Source organism: Ruegeria sp. HKCCA4633 (assembly GCF_013034605.1).
GTDB lineage: Bacteria > Pseudomonadota > Alphaproteobacteria > Rhodobacterales > Rhodobacteraceae > Ruegeria.
Genome location: NZ_WQGJ01000001.1, coordinates 728,628 through 750,826, shown reverse-complemented (window position 1 = coordinate 750,826; position 22,199 = coordinate 728,628). Strand labels below are relative to the sequence as shown.

The 22,199-nt window shown below is 53.1% G+C and carries 24 protein-coding genes and 1 tRNA gene; 8 read left to right on the top strand and 17 right to left on the bottom strand.

Translation table 11 applies throughout. The features are described 5' to 3' along the window. Positions 1-11: 11 nt before the first annotated feature. The 7 genes from GOV85_RS03720 to GOV85_RS21735 are packed head-to-tail and all read right to left on the bottom strand — an operon-like array spanning position 12 to position 6,831. Positions 12-944, bottom strand: coding sequence for an AEC family transporter (locus tag GOV85_RS03720; protein ID WP_171175100.1), 933 nt, complete (start codon positions 942-944; stop codon positions 12-14). Between the two features lie 54 nt (positions 945-998). Then, positions 999-1,796 (bottom strand): MBL fold metallo-hydrolase, encoded by a 798-nt coding sequence (locus GOV85_RS03715; protein WP_171175097.1) that lies wholly within the window; start codon positions 1,794-1,796, stop codon positions 999-1,001. After that, positions 1,793-2,599: a TatD family hydrolase gene (locus tag GOV85_RS03710; protein ID WP_171175095.1), complete on the bottom strand. Its 807-nt coding sequence runs from the start codon at positions 2,597-2,599 to the stop codon at positions 1,793-1,795. The genes GOV85_RS03715 and GOV85_RS03710 overlap by 4 nt, the downstream gene beginning before the upstream one ends. Beyond that, a complete protein-coding gene (locus GOV85_RS03705; protein WP_171175093.1) occupies positions 2,596-3,717 on the bottom strand; it encodes a DNA polymerase III subunit delta' in 1,122 nt (373 codons plus the stop codon). Before GOV85_RS03705 ends, GOV85_RS03710 begins: the two co-directional genes overlap by 4 nt. Positions 3,718-3,720: 3 nt before the next feature. Further along, entirely contained in the window at positions 3,721-4,347 is a 627-nt protein-coding gene (tmk, locus tag GOV85_RS03700; protein ID WP_171175091.1) for a dTMP kinase, read from the bottom strand. Further along, positions 4,344-5,510 (bottom strand): D-alanyl-D-alanine carboxypeptidase family protein, encoded by a 1,167-nt coding sequence (locus GOV85_RS03695; RefSeq protein WP_171092109.1) that lies wholly within the window; start codon positions 5,508-5,510, stop codon positions 4,344-4,346. Before GOV85_RS03695 ends, tmk begins: the two co-directional genes overlap by 4 nt. A 16-nt stretch (positions 5,511-5,526) precedes the next feature. Next, the gene (locus GOV85_RS21735; protein WP_171175089.1) at positions 5,527-6,831 is read right to left on the bottom strand and encodes an SPOR domain-containing protein; all 1,305 of its coding nucleotides are present in this window, start codon (positions 6,829-6,831) and stop codon (positions 5,527-5,529) included. Between the two features lie 202 nt (positions 6,832-7,033). Between GOV85_RS21735 and GOV85_RS03685 the strand changes: the two genes are divergently transcribed. Further along, positions 7,034-7,123: transfer RNA gene (locus tag GOV85_RS03685), tRNA-Ser, on the top strand. A 90-nt stretch (positions 7,124-7,213) separates the two neighbouring features. Here GOV85_RS03685 and GOV85_RS03680 read toward each other — a convergent pair. Continuing rightward, on the bottom strand, positions 7,214-8,347 hold the full coding sequence (locus GOV85_RS03680) for a site-specific integrase (protein WP_171175087.1): 1,134 nt from the start codon (positions 8,345-8,347) through the stop codon (positions 7,214-7,216). Beyond that, positions 8,347-8,700, bottom strand: a complete 354-nt coding sequence (locus tag GOV85_RS03675; protein WP_171175085.1) for a hypothetical protein — start codon at positions 8,698-8,700, stop codon at positions 8,347-8,349. The genes GOV85_RS03680 and GOV85_RS03675 overlap by 1 nt, the downstream gene beginning before the upstream one ends. Positions 8,701-8,795: 95 nt before the next feature. Between GOV85_RS03675 and GOV85_RS03670 the strand changes: the two genes are divergently transcribed. From GOV85_RS03670 to GOV85_RS03640, 7 genes are all read left to right on the top strand, one after another. Then, positions 8,796-9,005, top strand: coding sequence for a helix-turn-helix domain-containing protein (locus GOV85_RS03670; RefSeq protein ID WP_171175083.1), 210 nt, complete (start codon positions 8,796-8,798; stop codon positions 9,003-9,005). Between the two features lie 154 nt (positions 9,006-9,159). Then, positions 9,160-9,312, top strand: a complete 153-nt coding sequence (locus tag GOV85_RS03665) for a hypothetical protein (protein ID WP_171175081.1) — start codon at positions 9,160-9,162, stop codon at positions 9,310-9,312. Between the two features lie 151 nt (positions 9,313-9,463). After that, positions 9,464-9,967 carry a GNAT family N-acetyltransferase gene (locus tag GOV85_RS03660; protein WP_217358267.1) on the top strand — a complete coding sequence of 168 codons (504 nt, stop codon included), beginning with the start codon at positions 9,464-9,466 and terminating at the stop codon, positions 9,965-9,967. Beyond that, the gene (locus GOV85_RS03655; protein WP_171175077.1) at positions 9,967-12,315 is read left to right on the top strand and encodes a hypothetical protein; all 2,349 of its coding nucleotides are present in this window, start codon (positions 9,967-9,969) and stop codon (positions 12,313-12,315) included. The genes GOV85_RS03660 and GOV85_RS03655 overlap by 1 nt, the downstream gene beginning before the upstream one ends. 536 nt (positions 12,316-12,851) lie before the next feature. Continuing rightward, positions 12,852-13,307 (top strand): P27 family phage terminase small subunit, encoded by a 456-nt coding sequence (locus tag GOV85_RS03650; protein ID WP_171175075.1) that lies wholly within the window; start codon positions 12,852-12,854, stop codon positions 13,305-13,307. A gap of 183 nt (positions 13,308-13,490) precedes the next feature. After that, positions 13,491-13,898 (top strand): cupin domain-containing protein, encoded by a 408-nt coding sequence (locus GOV85_RS03645; RefSeq protein ID WP_171175073.1) that lies wholly within the window; start codon positions 13,491-13,493, stop codon positions 13,896-13,898. A 261-nt stretch (positions 13,899-14,159) separates the two neighbouring features. Continuing rightward, positions 14,160-14,861 (top strand): hypothetical protein, encoded by a 702-nt coding sequence (locus GOV85_RS03640; protein ID WP_170469003.1) that lies wholly within the window; start codon positions 14,160-14,162, stop codon positions 14,859-14,861. Positions 14,862-14,940: 79 nt separating this feature from the next. Here GOV85_RS03640 and GOV85_RS03635 read toward each other — a convergent pair whose 3' ends face one another. The 8 genes from GOV85_RS03635 to GOV85_RS21730 form a co-directional block, all read right to left on the bottom strand. Continuing rightward, complete coding sequence (locus GOV85_RS03635; protein ID WP_170469006.1) at positions 14,941-16,221, bottom strand: serine hydrolase; 1,281 nt, start codon at positions 16,219-16,221, stop codon at positions 14,941-14,943. Between the two features lie 717 nt (positions 16,222-16,938). After that, positions 16,939-17,373 carry a hypothetical protein gene (locus tag GOV85_RS03630; protein ID WP_171175071.1) on the bottom strand — a complete coding sequence of 145 codons (435 nt, stop codon included), beginning with the start codon at positions 17,371-17,373 and terminating at the stop codon, positions 16,939-16,941. Positions 17,374-17,616: 243 nt separating this feature from the next. Next, positions 17,617-17,955 carry a hypothetical protein gene (locus GOV85_RS03625; RefSeq protein WP_171175069.1) on the bottom strand — a complete coding sequence of 113 codons (339 nt, stop codon included), beginning with the start codon at positions 17,953-17,955 and terminating at the stop codon, positions 17,617-17,619. A gap of 27 nt (positions 17,956-17,982) precedes the next feature. Continuing rightward, positions 17,983-18,324 carry a hypothetical protein gene (locus GOV85_RS03620; RefSeq protein WP_171175067.1) on the bottom strand — a complete coding sequence of 114 codons (342 nt, stop codon included), beginning with the start codon at positions 18,322-18,324 and terminating at the stop codon, positions 17,983-17,985. A gap of 318 nt (positions 18,325-18,642) precedes the next feature. After that, positions 18,643-19,254 (bottom strand): hypothetical protein, encoded by a 612-nt coding sequence (locus GOV85_RS03615; protein ID WP_171175066.1) that lies wholly within the window; start codon positions 19,252-19,254, stop codon positions 18,643-18,645. 615 nt (positions 19,255-19,869) lie between these two features. Continuing rightward, positions 19,870-21,549, bottom strand: coding sequence for a recombinase family protein (locus GOV85_RS03610; RefSeq protein WP_171175064.1), 1,680 nt, complete (start codon positions 21,547-21,549; stop codon positions 19,870-19,872). Beyond that, a complete protein-coding gene (locus tag GOV85_RS03605) occupies positions 21,546-21,962 on the bottom strand; it encodes a DUF2924 domain-containing protein (RefSeq protein WP_171175062.1) in 417 nt (138 codons plus the stop codon). Before GOV85_RS03605 ends, GOV85_RS03610 begins: the two co-directional genes overlap by 4 nt. Further along, positions 21,959-22,189 (bottom strand): DUF3489 domain-containing protein, encoded by a 231-nt coding sequence (locus GOV85_RS21730; protein WP_171175059.1) that lies wholly within the window; start codon positions 22,187-22,189, stop codon positions 21,959-21,961. The genes GOV85_RS03605 and GOV85_RS21730 overlap by 4 nt, the downstream gene beginning before the upstream one ends. Positions 22,190-22,199: the final 10 nt, after the last annotated feature.

Genomic DNA, 22,199 nt, shown 5'->3' with positions numbered 1-22,199 from the left:
CAACACCACAGTTAACCCAGAAGGGTCAGCCAAAGCCAGACGGTCAGAATGGACGTCGCTGTTCCGATCAGGACGGATGAAGCGGCAACACGTTTGGCGCGGCCATACATATTGGCAAAGATATAGGCGTTAAAGCCCGGCGCCATTGCAGCATTCAACACACCCGATCGGAACAGATCCTGTGGCAGGCCGGTAGATGCTCCGAATAACCACACTAGGCTGGGGTGGACCATCAGCGAGATGCAGCAAACGAAACCAATGGTACGCAGATCGCCTTCCGGTTTGTATTTGACCAAGACCCCGCCCAAAGCAAACAACGCGCCCGGTAAAGCCGCGCGGGTGACAAGCCCAAGGGCCTCGTCGACCACCGCAGGGATGACCAAACCTGTCAGGTTGACCAGAAAACCAAGCGCAATTCCCAGGATCAATGCGTTCTTGAACATCGCGGACAGAACCGAGCGTGCCATATGTACACCGCCGTTGCCGCGATTGCGCACGACCTCCATCACCGTGATCCCAACGCCGTAACAAAACGGGGAATGGAAGGCGATAATCGCGTAGTTGCCTGTCAGGTTCTCGGGGCCATAGGCGCGCTCGGTAATCGGCAGGCCCAGCAGGACCGAGTTGGAGAACAAGCAACAAAAGCCAATGGCGACGCAGTCTTCCCAGTCTCGGCCAAAAATGATCCGTGCTCCAAAGAGGCCCACGGTGAAGCACAACGCTGCAGCGGAATAGAAACTCGCCAGCAGCCGGGGGTCGAAACTGGCGCTAAGGTCCAGGTGTGCGATGGCCAGAAAAAGCAGGCAGGGGATCGCAAAGCCTTGGGTGAATTTCATCAACCCATCGACATGCTCTTGTTTGAAATAGCCTGTCCGAGTTGCCGTGTACCCGGCACCGATCACCAGAAAGACCGGAAGAATGACATCGATCAGGCTCTGAAGCATATGGCCCCCATGCGGCGCGCGTATTGCGGTATTGCGATGGCGCGGGGCAGGGGTCTACTGCGCCTGATGGATCACCATCCCATCAAAAGCGGGGGTGATGTAGTCCGGAGTTTCAGCGTCAACCGTGGCATAGTCGAGGTCGATATGCATGTTGGTTAACACCGCGCGTTTCGGTTGCAGCTTGTCGATCCAACCCAGTGTCTTGTCCAGATGCGCGTGGGTAGGGTGCGGGGAGCGGCGAAGGGCGTCGATGATCAGGCAGTCCAGCCCTTCCATCTCGGGCCAGGCGTCGTCGTAAATCTCTGCGACATCCGGAAGATAGGCAAGCTGGCCGATGCGGAAGCCAAGAGAGTCGATCGAACCGTGGTTCACTTTGAACGGGCGCAGTGAAATGGGTCCTCCGGGGCCGTCGATGTCGAACGGGCCATCAATGGATTTGAGGTCCAGGATCGGAGGATAAGGGGATCCTTCAGGCTGAATGAAGGCGTATCCGAAACGGCCCAGCAACGCGTTCTGTGTGTCACCGTCTGCCCAGACCGGCACGCGCGTTTTCATGTTGAACACGATCATGCGCAGGTCGTCGATTCCATGCACATGGTCCGCGTGTGAATGGGTATAGACCACACCGTCCAACCGCCCGGTGCCGGTGTCCAGCAACTGGCTGCGCATATCCGGCGTGGTATCGACCAGAACCGAGGTCGTCCCATCCGGCCCCTCGCGTTCAATAAGCAGCGAGCAGCGACGGCGTACGTTCTTCGGATTCTCGGGGTCACAATCACCCCATTGTCCGCCCAGCCGTGGAACGCCGCCCGAGGAACCGCAGCCCAGAATAGTAAAGCGCGTCCCGGTCATGCAGCGGCCTTATACAGCGCGGCCTTGGTGAACAAGCGGTCAAAATTGGCCTGTGTCTGAGCTGCAAAAGCGGCATAGTCCATGCCGAAAACCTCAGCCCCTTTCCGGGCAGTGTGGGCGGTGTAGGCGGGTTCGTTACGTTTGCCGCGATAGGGTGGGGGGGCCAGATAGGGCGCGTCTGTTTCCACCAGAATGCGGTCTACCGGTGCAGTTGCGAAAATATCGCGCAACTCCTGGCTTTTGGGGAAGGCGGTGATGCCGGACATGGACAGGTAAAAGCCCAGATCCAGCGCGGCCTTGGCCAATTCGGCAGAAGAAGAGAAGCAGTGCATAACGCAGGAATAGGGTGCGTTGCGATACTCCTCTGCCAGAATTCGGGCCATGTCATCGTCCGCTGCGCGGGCGTGAATGATCAGGGGCAGGCCAGTGCGCTGGGCCGCTTCGATATGGATGCGCAAGGATTGTTTCTGCACTTCCGCACTGTCAGCGGTATAGTGGTAGTCCAGACCAGACTCTCCAATACCGACGAATTTCGGATGCTGGGCCAAGGCAACCAGTTCGTCGACCGACGCTATCGGCTCATCCGCCGCACTCATCGGGTGCGTGCCTGCGGCATAGAAGACGGGCGCAAAGGCCTCGGCAATCGCGCGTACGCTGGGTTCGTTGCGTAGCTTGGTACAAATCGTGACCATACGGGTCACGCCAGCCTCGGCTGCGCGCGTGATGATCTCGTCCAACTGGCCGTCGAAATCCGGGAAGTCCAGATGGCAGTGGCTGTCGGTAATCTGGGGGGTGTCGCTCATCTGTTCTGCCCGGCGGTTTCCTGTATCTTGAACACCGTATCTAGGACCAGAGCGGCAGGGTCAAGGTTCACCGCCTGACCATGCCGTGCGCGTGCTGTGATTGTCGCGGCGACTTCTGCCCAGCGGCGGGCTTGATCGGGGGAAGCCGAAAGACGCATCAGCGTTTCACCTTCGTTTGGGGCCGCTTCGGGTACGGGTGGTGTGCCGGTCGCCCCAGTTAGGGCCAGCCGTGACAAGGCGACATCGATGAGCGTTAGCAACAACTCGAAACGATCAGCGGCACCGCGTTGTGCTGCGGCTTCGGCCAACGCCAGTGCGCGTTGCCGGTTCATACGGGGCAGGGTGCCCAGAATGGCGATCAGCTCGGCATAAATGTCCAGACCGCCAAGATTGATTAACCGCACAGCATCCCCAACTGATCCTGCCGCAAGTGCGGCCAGGTGTTCAGTCTGGGCGGGAACTTCTGTTCCGGTTTGCGACAGGGCGGTTTGCATGTCCTGCGGACTCAGTGGGCCAAGGCGCAGCGTGCGGCAGCGCGACCGGATGGTTGGCAGCAGGCGCGAAGGTTGGTGCGATACGAGCAAAAGTGTGGTGTGCGCAGGCGGCTCTTCCAGCATCTTCAACAGCGCGTTGGCAGCACTGATGTTCATTTCATCCGCAGAGTCGACGATGACCACGCGGCGGCCTCCATCGGCAGAAGACAGACCAAAGAATTTTCCTAGCTTGCGGATATCATCCACGACAATCTCGCCGCGTAATCGCCCCTGCTCGTTGAGTGACCGGGTGATAGTGGCCAGCCCGGGCTCAGCCCCGGACTGTATTCGGTGCGCCACGGGGTGATCGGGATCAATGCCGAGCGTTTCGGGCGGAGGAGGTGCTCCGAACAAGCCGCCGTCATCTGCCGGGGGTGTGGCCAGCAAAAATCGCGCGATCCGCCACGCCAGCGTTGCTTTGCCGACGCCGCGCGGCCCGGTCAGCAACCAACCGTGATGCAGCCTGTCGGAATTGTAGGCCGTCAGAAACGCCTGTTCGGCTGCGTCCTGGCCAAAAAGCCGCGCGGTTTCGCGCGGATGCGGTGCACCCGGCACCTGATCCGGGGAAGGGGTGTCGTCACTCATCGTTTACCGCAAAGCTGCTTGAACGATATCTGTCACATCCTGCGCAACGCTGTCCATGTCTCTGTTGCCATCCACTATGCGAAACCGGCCCGAGAATTCGTCAGCCAGCGCCAGAAAGCCAGCGCGCATTTTCTTTTGCAGATCGGGGCCGAAATCTTCAAACCGCTCTTCGGTGCCTTGCCTGCCTTTTGCGCGTGACAAGCCCGTTTCGGGGTCCATATCAATCAGCAAAGTCATGTCCGGTTCCCGGCCGATCATCAGGTTGTGCAACTGATCCACCAGACCGCGCAGGTTGCCACGTGACAAGCCCTGATACATGCGCGTGCTGTCTGCGAAACGGTCGCAAATCACCACTTTACCTGCCGCAAGGGCGGGTTCGATGGTGCGCTCCAGATGGTCGCGGCGGGCTGCGGTGAACAACAGCAACTCTGTCTCGGCCGACCACCGATCCGGGTCGCCTTCCAAAACAAGCCGGCGAATTTCCTCGGCCCCCGGAGAGCCGCCGGGTTCGCGCGTCAACACGACTTCATGGCCCTGCAGGCGTAATTGATCCGCCAGCATCCGCGCTTGGGTCGACTTGCCTGATCCGTCAATGCCTTCGAAGGTCAGAAATAACCCCGTTTTCGTCACATCGACTCCAGCGGGTTGTTGATCACGTCTTTCAATACGATGCCGCCAACCGTCAACATCCGCACGACAAAGCCACCGACGGCCACGTCCTCGGCTGCCACCAGTGGGCGCCGGATCTCGGGCAGTCCTTCGGGCTTGATCACCAGTTCAGCCAGTTGCTGTCCTTTTTGGACTGGCGCGTTGATTGGGCCGTCATACACAACTTCGGCCTCGACATTTTGGGTGCCCAGAACCGGGAAGAGCACGTTCAGATCACCTTCGGCCACAAGCCCGACGGTCTTTTTCTCACCCATCCACAGTTGGGCTTCGGCTATCGGCGTTTCCGCGTTGGCAACTGTCCTCTCGACAAAATTTCGAAACGACCAGTTAACCACGGCCTCAGCCTCCTCTGCACGCTGGCCGGTGGTGTCGAGGCCGGTTAGCACGAAGATAACGCGCCGATCACCCTGTTTGGCAGAACCGACAAGGCCATAGCCGGCCTCTTGCGTGTGGCCGGTTTTCAAACCATCCGCGCCGATATCCAGCTTCAGCAGCGGGTTGCGATTGCGGGCATTTGACGGCGCGCGGCCGTCGAATTCAAAAACTTCCTCGGCGAAAAGAGGGTAATATTCGGGGAAGTCCGAAATCAAGCGATCCGCAAGAACGGCCAGATCATGCACTGACATCATATGACCGGCGGCAGGCCAGCCGTTTGAGTTGGCAAAATTGGAATTGTTCATGCCCATCTGCTGCGCGCGTTGGGTCATGTACCGCGCAAACCCGGCCTCGGTTCCGTCGGGGCTAAGTGCTTCGGCGATAACGACGCAGGCATCGTTGCCCGACAAAACGATGATGCCGCGCAGCAGGTCTTCGACCGTGACCCGATCCTGAGTGTTCAGGAACATGGTCGAGCCGCCATAGCTCATCGCGTGTTCAGACACAGGCAGGGTTTCGTTTAGCGTCAAGCGCCCGTCCCGCAGGGCTTCAAACGCCACATAGAGCGTCATCAGCTTAGACATCGACGCGGGCGGCAGGGGCTGGTCGGCGTCTTTTGACAGAAGAACAGTGCCGGTGGTCTGATCAATCACATAAGCCGCGCGGGCTGTAGTATCAAAAGCGTGTGCGGGCAGGCCCATGAGGGCAATCCCCATGGCCAGAACGGATGTGCGCATCGAGGCTAACATGCTGCGTCTCCCTGTTTCAGTCGGATACGGTGAACGCGTCTTTGAAGCCAAGGTCTTTTACGTCCTTCTGAATGGCTTTGCGTTCGGCCCGGGTTGCGGCAGGTCCAACCAGCACCCGCCAGACGGTGTTATTTGCTGTTTTCAGTTCCCGAACAACTGCGGACATGCCGTTCCTGCGCACTTTTTGAGCAGCGGAGTTCGCGTTCTCCTCGACGCTGAAGGTTCCAATCTGAACAAATGGTTTGCTCAGTTGTGTAGTCGCGGTTGTGGTGGCTGCCGCTGCTGCTGGGGTCGCTTCGGTCGCATCAATAGCGGCGGCTGCGCCATCAATCGGATCCAGTGGTGTTTCAGTTATCGCGGCTGGATCTTTCTTTTGCCACCATTTCCGCTTGGCGGGTTTCTCTGCCGGGGCTTCGACCGGCGCATCCGACAAGGCCGGAGAGGACACAGAAGCTGCGGCTTCGGCTGTTACTTCTGCGCCATCCGTGGCTGCATCTGCCGCTGCCACAGCGGTTCCCGCAGCGGCTGCGGCTGGTGCTTTCTTCTGCCACCATTTCCGTTTGGCAGGTTTCTCAGCCGGGGTTTCTGTCTGTTCACTCGCTGATGTTGAAGCCTCAGCGGAGTCGCTGGTGGTATCTGCGTCTGCCGGGGCGTCATCTTCTGTGCCGGCGGCACTCGCGACAACAGCCGTTGTACCTGCCGCGGCCACAGCGGTTTCTTTCTTCTGCCACCACTTGCGTTTAGCAGGCTTTTCAGGATCACCTGTGCTTTGGCCATCGGTTGCCGTATCGGCCGAGGCTGTGACGGTTTCTTCTGCGGAATCTTCGGCCTGTGGGGTCTCGTCAGCTGGGGGTTCTTCTATCTTTTCACGACGCAAAGCCACAACACTAAGTTTTGTGGGGGCACCGGCCAACAATCCAAGCTGTTCAGCTGCCGCGGACGAAACCTGAAGCGCCGGGCCAGGCAAGTTGCGTTCGCGACGGAACAGGGCTCCAGTTACCGATTTGTTGTTGGCCGTGTTTTTGATCACCACGCGCTCGGGTTGGGTCACGTCTGGATGCGCAACCCAAATCCCACCCAGCGAGGGCCGCCCGTCCCAAAGCCCTGCTTCGGTCACACCGAACACGTTTGGCGCTTCGACATCGCGTTGAGACTCACTGGTCGTTTGGGGAAAAAGCTCGATTTTGCCCTCATTCTCGTCGGGCTTTTCCGCTGTTTCCGCGGTTCCCAAGGCCTCTTCACATCCGGCCAAAATCGTTAAAGATAACGCTAGAAACGCCAGCCTCTTGGGCCCCGGGCGTGTCTCGATCGCTCGCTTCATCTGCTTATCCCTTGCCTGAAGGGGTTTCGTTTTCCGAACCCCGCTGCCGATCTGCTGGTTCTGGATGCCAGCCTGTTGCGGTCTTTCACGCCGATCATAACGTGGCTGAAGTGTCATGGAAAGACCGCTGAAAAGTCTTCGGCAAGATTTCCCGTTTTCGACTTGCCTCTGATCAAACTTGGCCTTAGACCCTGCCTTCAACGGGGAGGTGGCAGAGTGGTCGAATGCGGCGGTCTTGAAAACCGTTGGGCGTGAGAGCGTCCCCAGGGTTCGAATCCCTGTCTCCCCGCCACAAAATTATTGATTTTCAACAGCTTTCAAGACTTCCGTTAACTCGCGTTGCTTACTTGTGTCCAATGTTGTTGGACATTTGTTGGACATTTCATATCAAACCCTTGAGTGCGGCTTTCGCCAGACCCCGGTCTTGTTCTTCGTCCGTCGTGATGTACCGATTCGTACTGGCGTAGCTGGCGTGACCTGCGCGGCGTTGGATTGCCGCATAATCCTTTGTCAGTTTTGCCATCTGGGTGATGTTGTAATGACGGGTGCCGTGGATCGGCAAAACGTCTTTTGATACCCCGGCGCGATCCCGGATTTTTCCCGCTATCTGGCTAACATGTTCCATGTTCAAAACCTGTCCAACAGGATCACAAAGAACCAGATCGTTATTCGCCCATGCCGACCCCGCCGCTAGTTGCCATTGCCGCACGACAACAATGTGCTTGCGAAGAAGATCAACGGTGGCAGGTTCGATGGAAATGGATCTAAGACCCGCTTCCGTTTTCGGGGTTTTGAATGTGACGGAACCGTTACCACTCGGTTGAGTTGCAGCCTGTCTAACCGTGATCCGCCCGGCGTTCAGATCAACGTCTTGCCACCGTAACGCGATTAGTTCGCCCCGACGCAAACCAGTGTGCGCGGCGAGTCTTAGGATAAAACCCACTAGACCATGAATTGCCTTGGACTGATCCGCTTCCGCGATTATCGCCTGTAGTTCATCTAGGGTAGGGGCGCGTTTGGTTCTGTTGGACGCCGTTACCATCTCCATGCCCAAAGTCGGCGGACGTTCGATCTCACCCTTTTTCCACATGTGAGTGAAGAACGTTTTCAGGCACACTTGATAATGATGGATAGTCCTTGGACTTGGTATTCGACCGCTTGGAGTTTCACCCCGACACAGTTGGGCAAGGGCGCGGTCTATGTCGGCGGTGGTGATCTGTTTGTAAGGTTTGGGACCGATCAGGTTTCCCCAACCCAGGCATTTTTCACGGTACCCTACGGCAGTCTTTTCGGTGATCTTACCAACCGCCAAGCGATCCTCGATCCAGCGTAACCAACGCGCCTCTAGACTCTCCTTACCAGTGCCAATCCTAAGCCTCTCAACATGAACCTTGTGGGCAATCGCCTCGTGTTCTGTTTTGAATGTTTTGGAGGATGTTGCGCGTTTGCCGTCTTTGGTTCGACCAACATCCCACCGAACAGTCCAACCTCGTTTGTTGTGATGGATAGACGCCATTATCCCGCCCTCCGGTGATACGCCACTCGGCAGGTCGTGGAACAGGTCTTTGCCGGTCTTTTGGCGATCATCTTCTTTCCACAGTTCAGGCACAGGTAGGATTTGTGACCAGCCGCGTAAGCCTCGGCAAGTTCGTGAACCTGTTCCAGATCGTCGTCGTAAAAGTTCGGGTGAACCTGCAATTCGCCCATATCGAACCATGCGAGCCACTGCGCTTGTTTGGGATCATTAAACCCTTTGGTCAGGTAGTTTTCTAACTCGGTCGGATCGCCTGTCGCATCCCCTTCACCTTGCCATAACTGGTCGATGAACTTGGTCACGATCTTTGGCGTGTCGTTGTCCTTCACTATCATGTTTGTAACACCTATGGATCTTTTTAACTGTTGCGTTTTAGCGTAGTGGTTGTAACATTAAAACTCATCTTTTCGTGTTTCAAGGAGAGTTTTAGATGTCCCGACCCAAACGGGCGAACATGCGTCCACTTAACGAGTTAGCCGAGGTGTTCGGTGTCACCCGCAATACGATCTATAAGGCGTATGAACGTGGTCAAATCGGCGGCGTCATTCCATTAGGGCGAATGCTGTACATTAAGGAAGAAGCGTTTCAGTATCACGCTGTAAACGGATATGGACGTGACGTCCCGAATTGGAATGAATAATTGAAATCTCTGGAAAACAATTAATCCAATTGGAAGAAAGTTTTATTTAATTCCAACGGTGAATAATTTTATAGGGATTTAGTCTTAAAAAACTGTTTGTAATGACGAAAAACGGTTGTTTATCGTTGTGGTGTTAACAGCGGGAGATTGAGCAATGCCTACCAAAAACAATGAATCTTTAATTGCTTGTACTGCCTCTAATGAATTCAAGAAGGCAGTTCGTATTCGTGCGGCACAGGTTGAAAAGACGGTGTCGAAATACGTCAAAGGTCTAATTGAAAAAGATCTTGAAGAGGAAAAAAAATAAGGGGTGCCAAATCGCCAAATCCGGACACCCCCCCCAAAAAAACAAATAAAGGACAATTACAGGGTAAAGGATCGGCGGTTCGGTGTCTCCAGATTTTTGGAGAGAAGAGATGTTGGATTTACCACATAAAAAACTGATCCCACCACGGAATGTGAATAAGTTCCAGCGTGTGTTGGAACCGAAACCGGACCCTTGGTTTGCGGAACAATATGCCGAACACGGTTGGATGGTCCCGATAAGGGGTGGCACACCGATCCGGATACATAACCGGATTGAAACCATGTCACAGGTATTTCGCGCCGAAGTCGGTCGTGGAATAAGCAGTCCACGTCCAACGTCCAACGAGTTTTATCTACGTGAGTGGCGTCCGTATGCCTTCGTAACGAAAGACGGTCTGTTTGTTGGATTCTTTAACCTGCACCTCGGTTCCAATACGCGCCACACAGAATTGTCGTGGATCTGGATACATCCGGATTACCGCCGCAAGGGTGTCCTGAAAACAGCGTACCGCCGACTGAGTGCGGAGTTTGGGGATTTCATGATCCTGCCTCCTTATTCCCCGGCAATGGTTCAGTTCATTCAAGACTACAAAGACAAATATGAAATGAGAGATGGCGTTCACTACGTCAGTCGGTTCCTGAAAGGCGTTGCGTAATGAATACTAAACGATTCCTATCCCTGACAGACGATCAAAAGTTTGAAACCCTAAACAGTCTGCCGCAGAAACTGAAGGACGTGAAGTGTTGGGCGGTTGCCAAGATTTATCCCGATCCAAAACCCGGCGAAGAACAACACCCAGATCACAAACGACCGTTTCATCCGTTAACCAACGAACCTGTCAGTGTGACAGACCCAAGCACATGGGCAACGTTTGATGAATGTTTGTCGCAAGTTGTAGATGGTTGGAAATACAATGTGCTTGGTCCAATCTTACACGAGGGTCTGGATGCTACAGTCTTGGACCTAGACAACAAAAAGAACGATCCAAAGATTGCTGCCGCACATAAAGAACTGGTCGATAAATACTGGGACAAGACCTATGTGGAGTTCAGTCAGTCTGGTACAGATCACCACATCTTTTACGAAGGTAGATTGGTCCAAGGTGGTCGAAAAGAACCAGATCTTGGAACAGAAATCTATGACACCGAAAGGTTCATAATCATGACCGGGGTCAGTAATGGTTTGGACCTTGCCCCGGACACCGATGGTACCATCACACAGATGGTTGCCTCGATGCCGGAACAGACCAAGTTGGTGGATCTTCCAACTGTGGAAGACATACGGACGGTAGAGGCAATCATAGAAAAGATGATGGCGGCAGGTGGAAACACCGAGGGTCAACAGGCGTGGAAACACGGGTACCCCGCAAATTGTGATCCAAGTCATGTAGACTCGCAGATTGCCGAATTAATCCTGTACCACACCAGTGACATCCAAAAAGCCAGGGTGATCTTTGAACGCGGGACACATTGGACACCAGATCGTATTGCCAAAAAAGAAACGGGGCGGCGGGGTCAAAGTTACGTGGACCGTACCCTCTCATTTGCGTGGAGCAACGTTCACCAGCGGCAACAGGAACAGGCGGAGCGGATTAAACAGGTCACGGAGGCGGTGCAGCAAATTGTGGAAAGAGAGCAAAACCAACCCGTAGAACAACACCCCACCGAAATCGACATACCTGTCAAATATGGCGCCCTTCATGCCGCCTATCGCACCTGTGCTTGGAACGGTCATACGAATTTTCCTATTGGCGCAGTTCTGTCGGCGTTAACCCATGTCGGTGCCATTGTTGCCGCCAAGTTCGTTGCCCCGACAAAGAGTGGTCTAAATCTTTATACCGCGCTGGTTGCCCCGTCTGGATGGGGTAAGGAAGCGGCACCTAGCGAGGGTCAGGCGTTAATCCGCAGTGCCGCCAAAACCATCCAAAATGATACAAGATACACATTGGAAGATTACATCGGTCGTTCGGCAGGTAGTAAGGTCAAACTCCACGAACAGATTGCCGCCAATGATGTTCAGGTTCGGTGGAAGCAAGAACTCGGTAAAGTCATCCGCAACGTGATCAAGGTTGGTGGTCACGGTGGTGAAATTATGGACTTTGAAACGCGACTTTATACGTTATCCGCTGTGGGCAAAGTTCTGGAAGGTCACGAGGTACGAGATCAAAAGATTGACGATATCAAAGATAAGGAACGTCCTATCTACGCCTTTGTCGGGGAGATGACACCTACCGATCTGAACGGGATTGACCCCAGAACTTTCAACGATGGAAGTATGTCCAGATACCTTTGGGGCATGGCAAAGGTAAGACCAACTTATAACGACGAAGAAAATCCGGACTACGACAACAGTTTGGATATTCAGGCAGTCGCCGGTTTGTTTGAATACACCATGACGGTTCAAAGTGATTATTATCGAGTTCCTTGGGGTCCAGATGCGAGAGAGTGGTACCTGAACCGTCGCCGTCTTTGTAACAAGAAAAGTGATGAGTGGTGGAACGCCGGAAACGAGATCGGCGCAAGTTGTATGAACAGATATGTTGAGAACTTGATAAGGGTTGCCACTATTGCCGCTGTTTGCCGTCACCAACATGATCCCCAGAACCAAGAACTCGCGGTGTTGGTAGAAGATCTAAGATGGGCAAGCACAGTTGTGGATTACAGCGTCGAGAGTGTTAAAGAACTGACTGGTTCCATTGGACAGATGAACGACGCCGAGCGTGTCAAACGTGTAATCACCATGTTACGGATTTGGATTAAAACAGACGGAAGTAGTCCAAGAGTAAGACGTCCAGTATTTAAGACATATGCCGACGACAATATGCGGTTCTACTTTCCATTCGGTTACATCTCTACAGACGGTGGAACTAAACATTTTCCGGACAAACGTGATGTGACACGGGTTTTAAACGACATGATAGCGTCCGGTTTGATTGTGGAAGTAAACCCAGAACGAAACCTCAAGTGGAGGCAGTTTTACTTTGATCCAGTTATTTTGGAGTAATAGAGTTTCTGGTTTTTCCGGTGCTTTCTGTTGATGGCTTACCAGAACAGAATAGTGTGGAAATATAATGGTTTAGTAGTAATAAACACACACTTCTGGTACATTACTTCTTCTCTCTACTTTTACTCCTTTGGTGGGGTGGGTACCCCGTACCAGAACACCAGAACACCAGAAAATCTCTTTAGTGTTTTAGTTGGGATAGACTGGAACAAAACGCCCCAGAAGTAAGCAACTGTGCTTGATGAAATAGGTGGAAAGTTGCGCTTGCAGCCATCAACTTTTTTTGTTGAGCCGATGCTTTTTGGTGTGGGACGGTAACATAACAAATGGAAACCTAACTCACACAGCTTGATAAATGCCTCGGCAGGGGGAGGGACAAAAAACGCCAACACAGCCTGCTGACCGTGCCTCCATGGATTTGAAAGTGAAAACCGAAATATCACAACCGAAAATAGTCTCGAGCAGCGACCACTTCAGCTGGCCAACTGTGCTCGTATCAGTTTCCGCTCAAACTACTGAGGAAAGGGTAAAACTAGATGAGTAATGTCTTTGGTTTTAGCGATGATCAAGAGGAACGTTCAAACGCCAATACGGTTTTTGAAGCAGGGAGGCCGCTTCCTAGCCCCGTGTACGAAGAGTATGCTCGGGTTCAACTTCAAATTCCCTACCGCTACAGAGGCAAACGCAACATCATCAATCTTTGTGTTCAGTACGCACGCATTGTGCACCAATTGGATGACGTGTCTGCTTTGCTTGCACGGTCAGGTTTTACCACGGTCACTAAATCCGGTAGCGTGAAAGTTCATCCCTTGGTTCAAGCCCAGTTGCAGTTGATTAAGCAGCTGCAATCTCTAGCGACATCACTTCGATTGAATATTTACGAAGACAATGCCAAATTGACATTGGCTGAAAGCAAAAACAAAGCCGTCAGAGAAGCCCAATCAACAGATGCACACGGTCTATTGGCACTCGGACCAAAACAGATCAATTGACTTCCAGTTCGACCAGTCGCGGGCGAAACGGTCTGCAAACGACATCGGGAAACGTCTGCTATGACGTACAGTCAGGACATCTAACAAAATCATCTCAGATGACCGCGTTGACCCGCCGCGCCTCTGGGTTTGAACTCGGAACTCTGCTAAGTCCCCAAGAGCAGCGCAACAAAGGTGCACATCATGAAAATCCATCGAGCCGGGGACCGACCTTCACAATTTCCCGGCAATGAGTATTTCACCGGTACGGTCCGCTTTGATCCCGTTGTGACCGGGAATGATCCCTCCCCGGTTAAGATCCTTGCGGTGACTTTTGAGCCCGGTTCACGGACAGCCTGGCACACGCACCCTGCCGGTCAAACGCTTCATGTTTTGTCTGGCTTGGGCCTGGCTGGGTCTGAAGGGCAGCCAGTGCGTCTGTTGCGCCCCGGCGATACGGTGTGGTTCGCGCCAGGAGAGCGGCATTGGCACGGCGCGTCGCCAGACTGCGCGATGACCCATCTGGCTGTGCAGACGTCTGTCGACGGCAAGACTGCGGATTGGATGGAGCATGTCTCAGACGAGGACTATAGCGCAGCGCGCGCGGAATGAAGCGAGTCAGACGGGTCGTTCGTTCACCACTTTCACCGCACGTCCGTTTTGTTCGCAGAGTAGTCAATCCGGCCATCTTCAACGGACGACCGCTCTGAGCCCTAAGTTCAAATTTCTGCACCGTGCATCAATGCCGAAAGTGCAGAAGAAAGCTGTCGTTGAGTGTTATATTCAAACCGCACCTTCTTCACTTTTTAGGTTGTGCTTTTGCTCCCAAGGGGTGTCTCATACAAATTGTAATGTGATCATTGGATCTTAGCCGTGTTCGACGCGTCGACATACCTCGCGATAACATCGATTGCAGTCATCGGCACTGTTCACGTCTTCTGCGTGTCTTTTTACCGGAGATTCCCCGCCCTAGCAGGCTGGCTTTCTGATTTTTCATCAGGGATCGGACTTGGCTATGCTTTTCTTTTCCTGCTGCCAAAAATTGGTGAATTGTCCACCGGTTTAGCTGCAAGCGGGAAATGGGAAAACTCGCTGTTCGGTTATTCGCTCCTAGGATTTCTCATTTACTACTTGCTGGAGGCCAGTCGCGACGTAGGGGCCGACAACAAGTTGTCGCTTGGCTTGGACACAGTGGCCCTCGGGACCTATAACTGCTTGCTTGCCATTACCGTCATGCAAACGACGGGAACATCACCTGAGCTGTACGCTGTTGGAACGTTGGCCTATTCATTGCATTTGTTTGGGGTGAATATCTTTCTCTATAAGACCCACCCCGGACACATGTCTGGATGGCTACGCGCATACTTTGTCGCGTCGCTTGCGGTCGGCATATTGATCGGTCTCAACGCAGACAAAAGTAGCATGATCTATTCAATTTCGACTGGGTTAACAGGGGGTGTGATAATAGCCCTGTCTCTTCGGGTTAAACTACCCAGCCTTTCGGCAGTGAATACAAAAGCTCTGTTGATTGGTGTGGTGTTTGCTGCGGTCGCAGTCGAGGTCACCCGGTACTAACCCGACGACACTGTTAAGTCTTTCCGTAGTATAAGCCGAGCCATTTGGCTCAGCTTACTAGATTTAGATAATCTGAAATTCATTTACTCAAAGTCTCTGCAATACCTTTCATCACAACCATAGAGTCCAGGTACATAGGTGTATTTTGAACGTCTGGCTGGCTTGATAGCTTCACCATAACCACATTGGCTTTTTGGTTCACATACAACAGCTGCCCATAGACACCAATGCCGTAAAACGCACCTTTTTCTCTGTCTTTCACCCAAACTTGATTACGGTAGTGGAAGCCTTCAAACACCTCCGCGTATGCGCTTTTCTCATAAGCTGCGATAACGTCATCATTTGCTTGAATCGTGTCAGCTATCCAATCTGGAGGAATAACTTGAGTGTCGTTAACCTTTCCGTTGTCCAGCATCATTATGCCAAATCGCAATAGGTCACGAGAGCTGGTAAATAACCCACCACTCGTTTGCACAATCCTTTTGGGTCCTAGTTCGCTATATGCAGGGTCCTGAGCACCGATGTCCTGCCACAACTCGGCCAGTACATCCAGATAGCTTTCTCCAGTCGCCGACTCGATAACCATACCCAGCAGCGCAGATAGCACTGAACGGTAACTATAAACTTCACCGTCTTCTACCAAGGTCTCGCGATCACTAAGAGAGATCATGTACTCCTTAACGCCAGACTCTGTATCACAAATTTCAACTTTTTCAGAGAGGTCCTGACCAAACGCACAGAACAGATCACCGGCGTCGTCTAAGTAGCCGCTAGAAGCATCTTTCCAATCAACAGCAGCGGTCATATCAAGTAGGTGTCTAACCGTTGTATTTTTGAATGCTGGGCCTTCCAACTCTGGCAGGTATTCGGTGATCAGCTTTTTGGGATCTAATTCTCCCGCCTCAACCGCCAGCCCTGCTGCCATACCCAACACTGTCTTGGTGATCGAGTGAATGCGGTGAGGCGTATCAGCTCTCATGCCATTGAAGTACTTTTCAGCGACCAATTTGCCATCGTGATAAATCAAAAAGCTATCGGTATGTGTTTGATGCAACCAATCGTTGATATTCTGTTCTTCATTATTGCTAGCTGTGAAAACAAAAGTCTCAAGCTCAGTTGGGTATGCCGCTTTTTCCAAAGTACGTACCCAATCTGACGGTGGAACTCGTGCCAATTCGCCAAAAACATTTATGCCTTCAAATATCCAAGGGCTTCTATCTACAGACTCAACGGTTTCATCCCAGAAATAACCAGCCTCTGCGCTTGCTGGTTGTGTAGAAGCAGTAAATACCGCACCGGAGGCCAAAAGAGCGATAGCAATAGCGGAGGTCACTAACGGCTTGTTTGCATGACTTTTCATTTTTGGGGATCTCCGAAGGATTGGGCAATCTCCAAGCAACCCAGCCATGCTTCAGCTCTGGTGTCTAGCCCCTTGTGCCTGGACCACGGAGCGGTCAGACGACTGCGAACTACTCTACGATAGGACAGCTTAGTAGTCGCAAGCGGTTGTGGGCTGATAAAATTGCGCTGGTCGCCTCATGCAATGCCCTCTTGGTCCGCATCTGTGAGGATGTAAAGCCGCCAATCGATCAGAGGCGTCCAGCAACTCCGGTACTTTCACTTCCAGTCCATCTGATCTCGCGTCGTTCGCCACTTGGCGAATTGCATACAATCTCAGAAGCGCCATTGCTGCTTCAGCAATGTTGCAGTGGACGTCAAAGGGGTCAAAGCTATCGTTTGCCACCGTGACAAGAGATCCAATAGCGGTCCTGCCGACTTGTTTGTGTGGTTGTTTTTTAACGAGGGGGTACACGGTTGGATCTAAGGGGTGAGCCCGCTGCCAAGTCTTAATGTAATGGCTTCGTGGCTCACCTCGCATTCGAATACAGTGAAAGCTAAACGTCTCGTACACTGGATGTGCGAGGCTGGTTAACTTTCTCCCGGTACAGGTGGTTTTACCCCCCCCTGTCCGGTGTACCCACCCCCAAAAACCAGTTGAGGTACCCTGTACCCCCTAAAATCGGGGTGTTTTAACCGAAAACGGCGGTTGTTTACCTAAAAATAGCTGGGACGGGTTCTAGGTATTGGTCTTTTCTGGGTGGACATTGCCATCAGCGGCAACCGGAAACCCGTTTTTGCAATTCGTACAACGCGAGCGTGTATCGCTCAGAAGTGTCAAGCGATACAGCTTATTCTCTGCTACTTCACATTGCGGGCAATAGGGTAATCCGACTGGCCTGCCGTCTTTATCATCGTATTTGTAGCCATTGATGGTGATCAAAGACCCTTGCAACTCAGCGTGCTCGGTCAGTTCTTTGATTTTCTGGTCACGCTCTTTCAGTTCCATGTGCGCGTCACTTAGAGCCATCTTTACGTCAGCAAGATTTCCGTAAAGGTCCGCCATCTGCGCCTTGAGCTCATTCTTATCGTAGGCGTGGTTGGTGTCCCGAATTGCTTTGATTACCTCTAATGAGCCAGTAAGTGCGGATATGGTGGCTGCAATGTCTACCAAGTCAAATCTCCATTTGTGTCTTAGCTTGATACTTAAGCAGTTCGAGGCAGCAAGCAATGACGCAAAACGCTATTTTTGCCCGGATAATCTCGCCTAACGCCTGTTCCGTCTTCCCAGGCGCGAGTTAATAAAAGCGGTTCCATTTTAATACCCGTAACTTCAGTCAATTGAATGTGTGGTTCAATGATTGATGTGATCCTGTTTTTTCCTGTCTAGGGACGGGGCTTTCGCCCCAACCTGTTTTTACAGTACCGCTTTGATCGCTTGGACGGCTTCCGGTCGTAGGGTCCACAACCATTTGCCGTCTGCGTCGCGGTCGCAAGCGCCCAACATTACCGACGACCAGAATGGGACGTCGTCTTCAAACCTGCGCGGTGGTTCATCCATCCCGAGGACGTCGCAGATTTCGTGGCACATTTTGCCGAAGGTGCTGTTGACTGTGCCGTAATCTGTGTCTTTCCATTTGTGGGCGTAGGTTTCGACTTTTTCGCCAGGGAATGCCACCATGACTTGCAGCAACTGCTTGCGGTCTTTGGTGAGGTTGATGCCCGACAAACCGTGTACGAGGTCGATGAATTTCATTTTGAGTTTCCTTTCTTGGGACGTCGGTTAAGCCCGACCCGTTACTGTGAAAGAGATATCCAAGCCATCGACAACAACATCGGTGACGTTGAAGACGTAGGCATTGTTACGACCGTTAGTCTGCCCGACGTAACCGTTGGAGGCATGACTATCAGGGGCGTCGATCTGGAAGATGCATTTGCCGGTTGCCTGAAGTGCAGCAACCTGTTTAGCAAACAAAGCCGGAGCGACCCGAGAGGCGTGCAAGTAAGTCATCGGCGTACCGGGTTTGATGTACTGTTTGTGGAAGACCGGTAGAGTGCCGTGTCCGGTAACATCAGCAGTCCACGAATTTCGGGTTCGATGTACATCATAGCTAGTCGGTTTCATTTGTTTGCGTCCTAATCCAAGTGCTTTCCTCTTACACAAAACATATCAGTCTCTTCTCTCTGGGTTACTCAGTCTAAACCCCAAAAAAAGAAGAGTTTTTATTGTTTTGTTGCGGGTGTTTTTTGTCTGAAAGTGACGTAAGTCTTCCGTAGGATTTTCGCTTGTGATTTCCTGCCAAAATTTCACGCAATCAACTTCGATTTGACGTCATTTAACAGTTGGAACGCTTCACTTTTCTTGTCAGCGGAAGGGTTACTGTCTGGGTGGCATAGACCCTAACCTTTTTTGAGTTGAATTGGTCGGGGTGAAGTTGATCTATCAGATCCTCATTTGGATCAGGGGTAATTGGGGTCCGGGGTTTCGTAACATCGCCCTTTCCAAGAAGTATTCCAGTGGGGGTATTTTCAGGGACGGAAACTCGACCTCTGCGATCATGGAACCGTCTTTCTGTAAGGTGGTCTTTCGAAGGAGGTACCCTTTTCCGGTCAACCTGATCTGTAACCGTCGGTTGATCCTGCGTCTCAGGGGGTCGTTTTCTTGGACCTTTTTCTTATACCAGTCCCGGAACTTCTTCTTCATCTCACGGAAGTATTTTGTAATAGGGGCTAACCGTCCCGGAATGATCCCGTCTTCACGATACCGTTCCAGAGCCAGATCATCCAAAAGTTGGTCCACTCGAAGTTCGTGGTTACGAATCTTGAGTTCCGTGATTTTCACCTTGGATCGTTCGATCTTTTGGTCGCGATCTTTCTTCCGGAGTTCGTATTCTTCACCAACCGGATCCCCGATCAAACCAACCTGATCCGGTCGAATGTCGGGGTCTGGTATATGGCGTTCAACTGGTTCCGGATCGTCTTCCAACGGTACTGAGATCGGGTTGTCGGTGATCGTCACCTTTACCCCGGTGATACGTTCGATCTCATTCAACATGTCTGGGATCAGGGATAGTTGTTCTGGACTACCCCTTATTTCTACGACCGTTTTTAACGGTTGATATGTTGTACCGTCGTTGGACATTTGTAACATTATTATAACGTTTTAAACGTTTCAAAACAACACAAAAACTGTATTATTAGAATGACTTAGATTACAACGGCGGTGGGGGAGTAGGTCTTGAAAACCGTTGGGCGTGAGAGCGTCCCCAGGGTTCGAATCCCTGTCTCCCCGCCACTCATACCTGTCTCACTTCAGCTGTATTTTCTAATCCGGAATTGTGCCGCAATTTCCGCGAGTTGGCGCATGCGCTTTCAATCAGAGACGAAGCAAACCGTACATTCAGAGGACAATTCAGGCGCCAGTCTCAGTGTCGCATCTTAGCGGGGTCGCTTTGGGCTGGATTTCCCTGATAACCTGCAATTTACAGGGAATTTTCGCAAACCGGGACTGACTTCCGTCATTTCTTCTATCAGAACTGTATGTTTTTCAGAGGTTAATGCTGCAAATTCCCTAAAAGGTGGAACAGGGAATTTTCTCGTGGGAACAGGGAATTGTGCCGACGGATCAGGGAGGGCGAACCCTGTATCAGGGAAGCAGGATCTGGAGCTATCAAAAGCCGAACAGGCGTTCCTGTTCGGACCAATCAAGTGGGTGGGTCTTGCTGACCAGACGCTTGAGTGTGAGTTCGGGCGGCTGGGTCCCGTCGAGAATCGCCGTTTGAATCTTTGGTGAGAGAAAGGCGAGCTGAGCACGGGTGCGGATGAAGGCGTCAGGGACGCTTTCGCGGCGGGCAATCTCCATCAGTTGAACTCCGGCCTTCAGATCACGGGCCCAGCCATGTGCGCGGATCAGCATGGACCGGAGGTGGGGATCAGGTTGGGGTGCCATGTCTCCGGCGATGACCTTGGCCTCGACGCCGCGGCGGCGCAGATCGAAAGATGCGGTGACGTGGGTGAGATCCGGGTGCAGATGATCGGCCGCGATGCCAAGTGCGCTTGCCAGAGTTTTGGGGTTAAATTCGAGGTCGATCTGTCCTCGTGCAAGTTTGCCTTTGGCCAGAAGAGCAGCGCCGATCTGACAGCCATGGCCTAGAAGCCGGGTTACTAAATCCGCAACTGAAGTCTGAACTGCCTCGGCTGACCCGGCCTCCGGCTGCGCCAGTACTTGGTGCGCCACGGCGGCGTCTTGCAAATGTCTGACGATGACATCAATGACCGCGTTTTCCAGCGCAGGGCCGGGCAGTCGCCAGCTAGAGATATCCTTGCCGCCTGAGATCAGTCGATTGGAGATATAGTAGCGCAACCGTCGGCCTTTGCGCGTGGTGTGGGTCGGCGTCAACCGATCACCAGTTTCGTCATACAGCAGACCGGTGAGCCAGGCCCCGGGGTCAGTGGAGTGTTGGCGCGCATCGGAGTCGCCGCGTGCCCGCGAGCGGTTGGAGGCCTGTCGCATTTTTTCCTGCACCCGGTCCCAGATGTCCTGATCGATGATCGCCGGATGTTGTCCGTCCCAGATCTTATCCTTGTGGCGGATTTTTCCGAGATAGACCGGATTGCGCAGCAGGTAATAGATTTGACCCCGTGACAGCGGACAATCCCCCTTCACACTGCCATCTGTCCGAACAACCCGTTTTGACCACAGGTCTTCTGCCGTTGCCCGTTCTTCTACTTTGCGCAGGCAACCAAGCTCGTCATAAAGCCCAAAGAGATGCCGGACCGTTCTGGCCTCCTCTTCATTCACCACCAGCGTTCTTGCCTTCGGATCGGGGTGGCGATCATAGCCCAGGGGCACATTGCCACCCATCCAAAGCCCCTTCTTCTTCGACGCTGCAATCTTGTCGCGAATACGTTCGGCGGTGACTTCCCGTTCAAACTGAGCAAAGGACAACAGCACATTCAGCGTTAACCGGCCCATGGAAGATGAGGTATTGAAGGACTGAGTGACAGACACAAAAGAACAGTTTGCCTGTTCCAGCCGTTCGACCAGCTTAGAGAAGTCGGCAAGCGACCGGGTCAGCCGGTCAATCTTGTAGACCACCACCATGTCAATACGCCCGGCATCGATCTCTTCAAGAAGGCGCTGAAGGGCGGGGCGTTCGAGTGTACCGCCGGACAGACCGCCGTCATCGTAGCGCCCGGGTAGTAGGGTCCAGCCTTCGTGTCGCTGGCTGGCGACATAGGCTGCGCAGGCCTCATATTGCGCGTCCAGCGAATTGAAGTCCTGATCCAGACCATCTTCTGAGGACTTGCGCGTGTAGATGGCGCATCGGATTTTACGGCGCGGGCTCATTTGGCCGCCTTGCCGGTGAGCCCAAAGAAACGCGGCCCTGACCAATGCGCGCCGGTAATCTCTCTGGCGATGGCGGAGAGCGAGCGATAGGACCGACCGTTCCAAGTGAAACCGTCCTCTGTGGCGTCGACTACATGTGTCACGCCATTCCACTCACGCAGCAGGCGCCCACCGGGTTTTAGGGCAGGGCATGTAGGCTGGGGTTTCTTCCCAGAGCCCTTTTCCAGCGTGGCTTTGACTTGCCGGGGTAGCCTGCCATGACGGCGGGACTGCATCTCAAAGGCGATAAAGCGGCGCAGGAAGGGTTGGCTGAGCATGGCGGGGGCTGGTTGATCAAACAGTTGCTGCCAAAGCGTGACCAGATCCGATCGTCCCATGACGGCCAGATCGGCAACATCGCTAGTCTTGGTCATGACTCTTCTCCTGTTCCCACCGTCAGGTGATAGGTGGAAGAACCATCTGGTTTGTCGGATGCCCGCCTTTCAATTGTGACGCCTTTTTTCTGCAGGCCGCTGAGAGCCGCTCGGACCGAATGAGGCTGCCACCCCGTTGCTTTGCAGAGCGCCTCAAGGCTGGCGCCGCTCGGGCGACGCAACAAAGCTTGAACCTTGTCAATTTTGGTTTGCTTCCGTTTGGACATGAACTGTCTC

Coding starts and splice junctions, on each gene's coding strand:
- GOV85_RS03650 (WP_171175075.1), top strand. CDS start 12,852: ATGAGTAATGTCTTTGGTTTTAGCGATGATCAAGAGGAACGTTCAAAC.
- GOV85_RS03605 (WP_171175062.1), bottom strand. CDS start 21,962: ATGACCAAGACTAGCGATGTTGCCGATCTGGCCGTCATGGGACGATCG.
- GOV85_RS03695 (WP_171092109.1), bottom strand. CDS start 5,510: ATGTTAGCCTCGATGCGCACATCCGTTCTGGCCATGGGGATTGCCCTC.
- GOV85_RS03620 (WP_171175067.1), bottom strand. CDS start 18,324: ATGAAACCGACTAGCTATGATGTACATCGAACCCGAAATTCGTGGACT.
- GOV85_RS03625 (WP_171175069.1), bottom strand. CDS start 17,955: ATGAAATTCATCGACCTCGTACACGGTTTGTCGGGCATCAACCTCACC.
- GOV85_RS03705 (WP_171175093.1), bottom strand. CDS start 3,717: ATGAGTGACGACACCCCTTCCCCGGATCAGGTGCCGGGTGCACCGCAT.
- GOV85_RS03610 (WP_171175064.1), bottom strand. CDS start 21,549: ATGAGCCCGCGCCGTAAAATCCGATGCGCCATCTACACGCGCAAGTCC.
- GOV85_RS03675 (WP_171175085.1), bottom strand. CDS start 8,700: ATGATAGTGAAGGACAACGACACGCCAAAGATCGTGACCAAGTTCATC.
- GOV85_RS03680 (WP_171175087.1), bottom strand. CDS start 8,347: ATGGCGTCTATCCATCACAACAAACGAGGTTGGACTGTTCGGTGGGAT.
- GOV85_RS21730 (WP_171175059.1), bottom strand. CDS start 22,189: ATGTCCAAACGGAAGCAAACCAAAATTGACAAGGTTCAAGCTTTGTTG.
- GOV85_RS03655 (WP_171175077.1), top strand. CDS start 9,967: ATGAATACTAAACGATTCCTATCCCTGACAGACGATCAAAAGTTTGAA.
- GOV85_RS03615 (WP_171175066.1), bottom strand. CDS start 19,254: ATGTTGAATGAGATCGAACGTATCACCGGGGTAAAGGTGACGATCACC.
- GOV85_RS03665 (WP_171175081.1), top strand. CDS start 9,160: ATGCCTACCAAAAACAATGAATCTTTAATTGCTTGTACTGCCTCTAAT.
- GOV85_RS03720 (WP_171175100.1), bottom strand. CDS start 944: ATGCTTCAGAGCCTGATCGATGTCATTCTTCCGGTCTTTCTGGTGATC.
- GOV85_RS03715 (WP_171175097.1), bottom strand. CDS start 1,796: ATGACCGGGACGCGCTTTACTATTCTGGGCTGCGGTTCCTCGGGCGGC.
- GOV85_RS03635 (WP_170469006.1), bottom strand. CDS start 16,221: ATGAAAAGTCATGCAAACAAGCCGTTAGTGACCTCCGCTATTGCTATC.
- GOV85_RS21735 (WP_171175089.1), bottom strand. CDS start 6,831: ATGAAGCGAGCGATCGAGACACGCCCGGGGCCCAAGAGGCTGGCGTTT.
- GOV85_RS03670 (WP_171175083.1), top strand. CDS start 8,796: ATGTCCCGACCCAAACGGGCGAACATGCGTCCACTTAACGAGTTAGCC.
- GOV85_RS03710 (WP_171175095.1), bottom strand. CDS start 2,599: ATGAGCGACACCCCCCAGATTACCGACAGCCACTGCCATCTGGACTTC.
- GOV85_RS03645 (WP_171175073.1), top strand. CDS start 13,491: ATGAAAATCCATCGAGCCGGGGACCGACCTTCACAATTTCCCGGCAAT.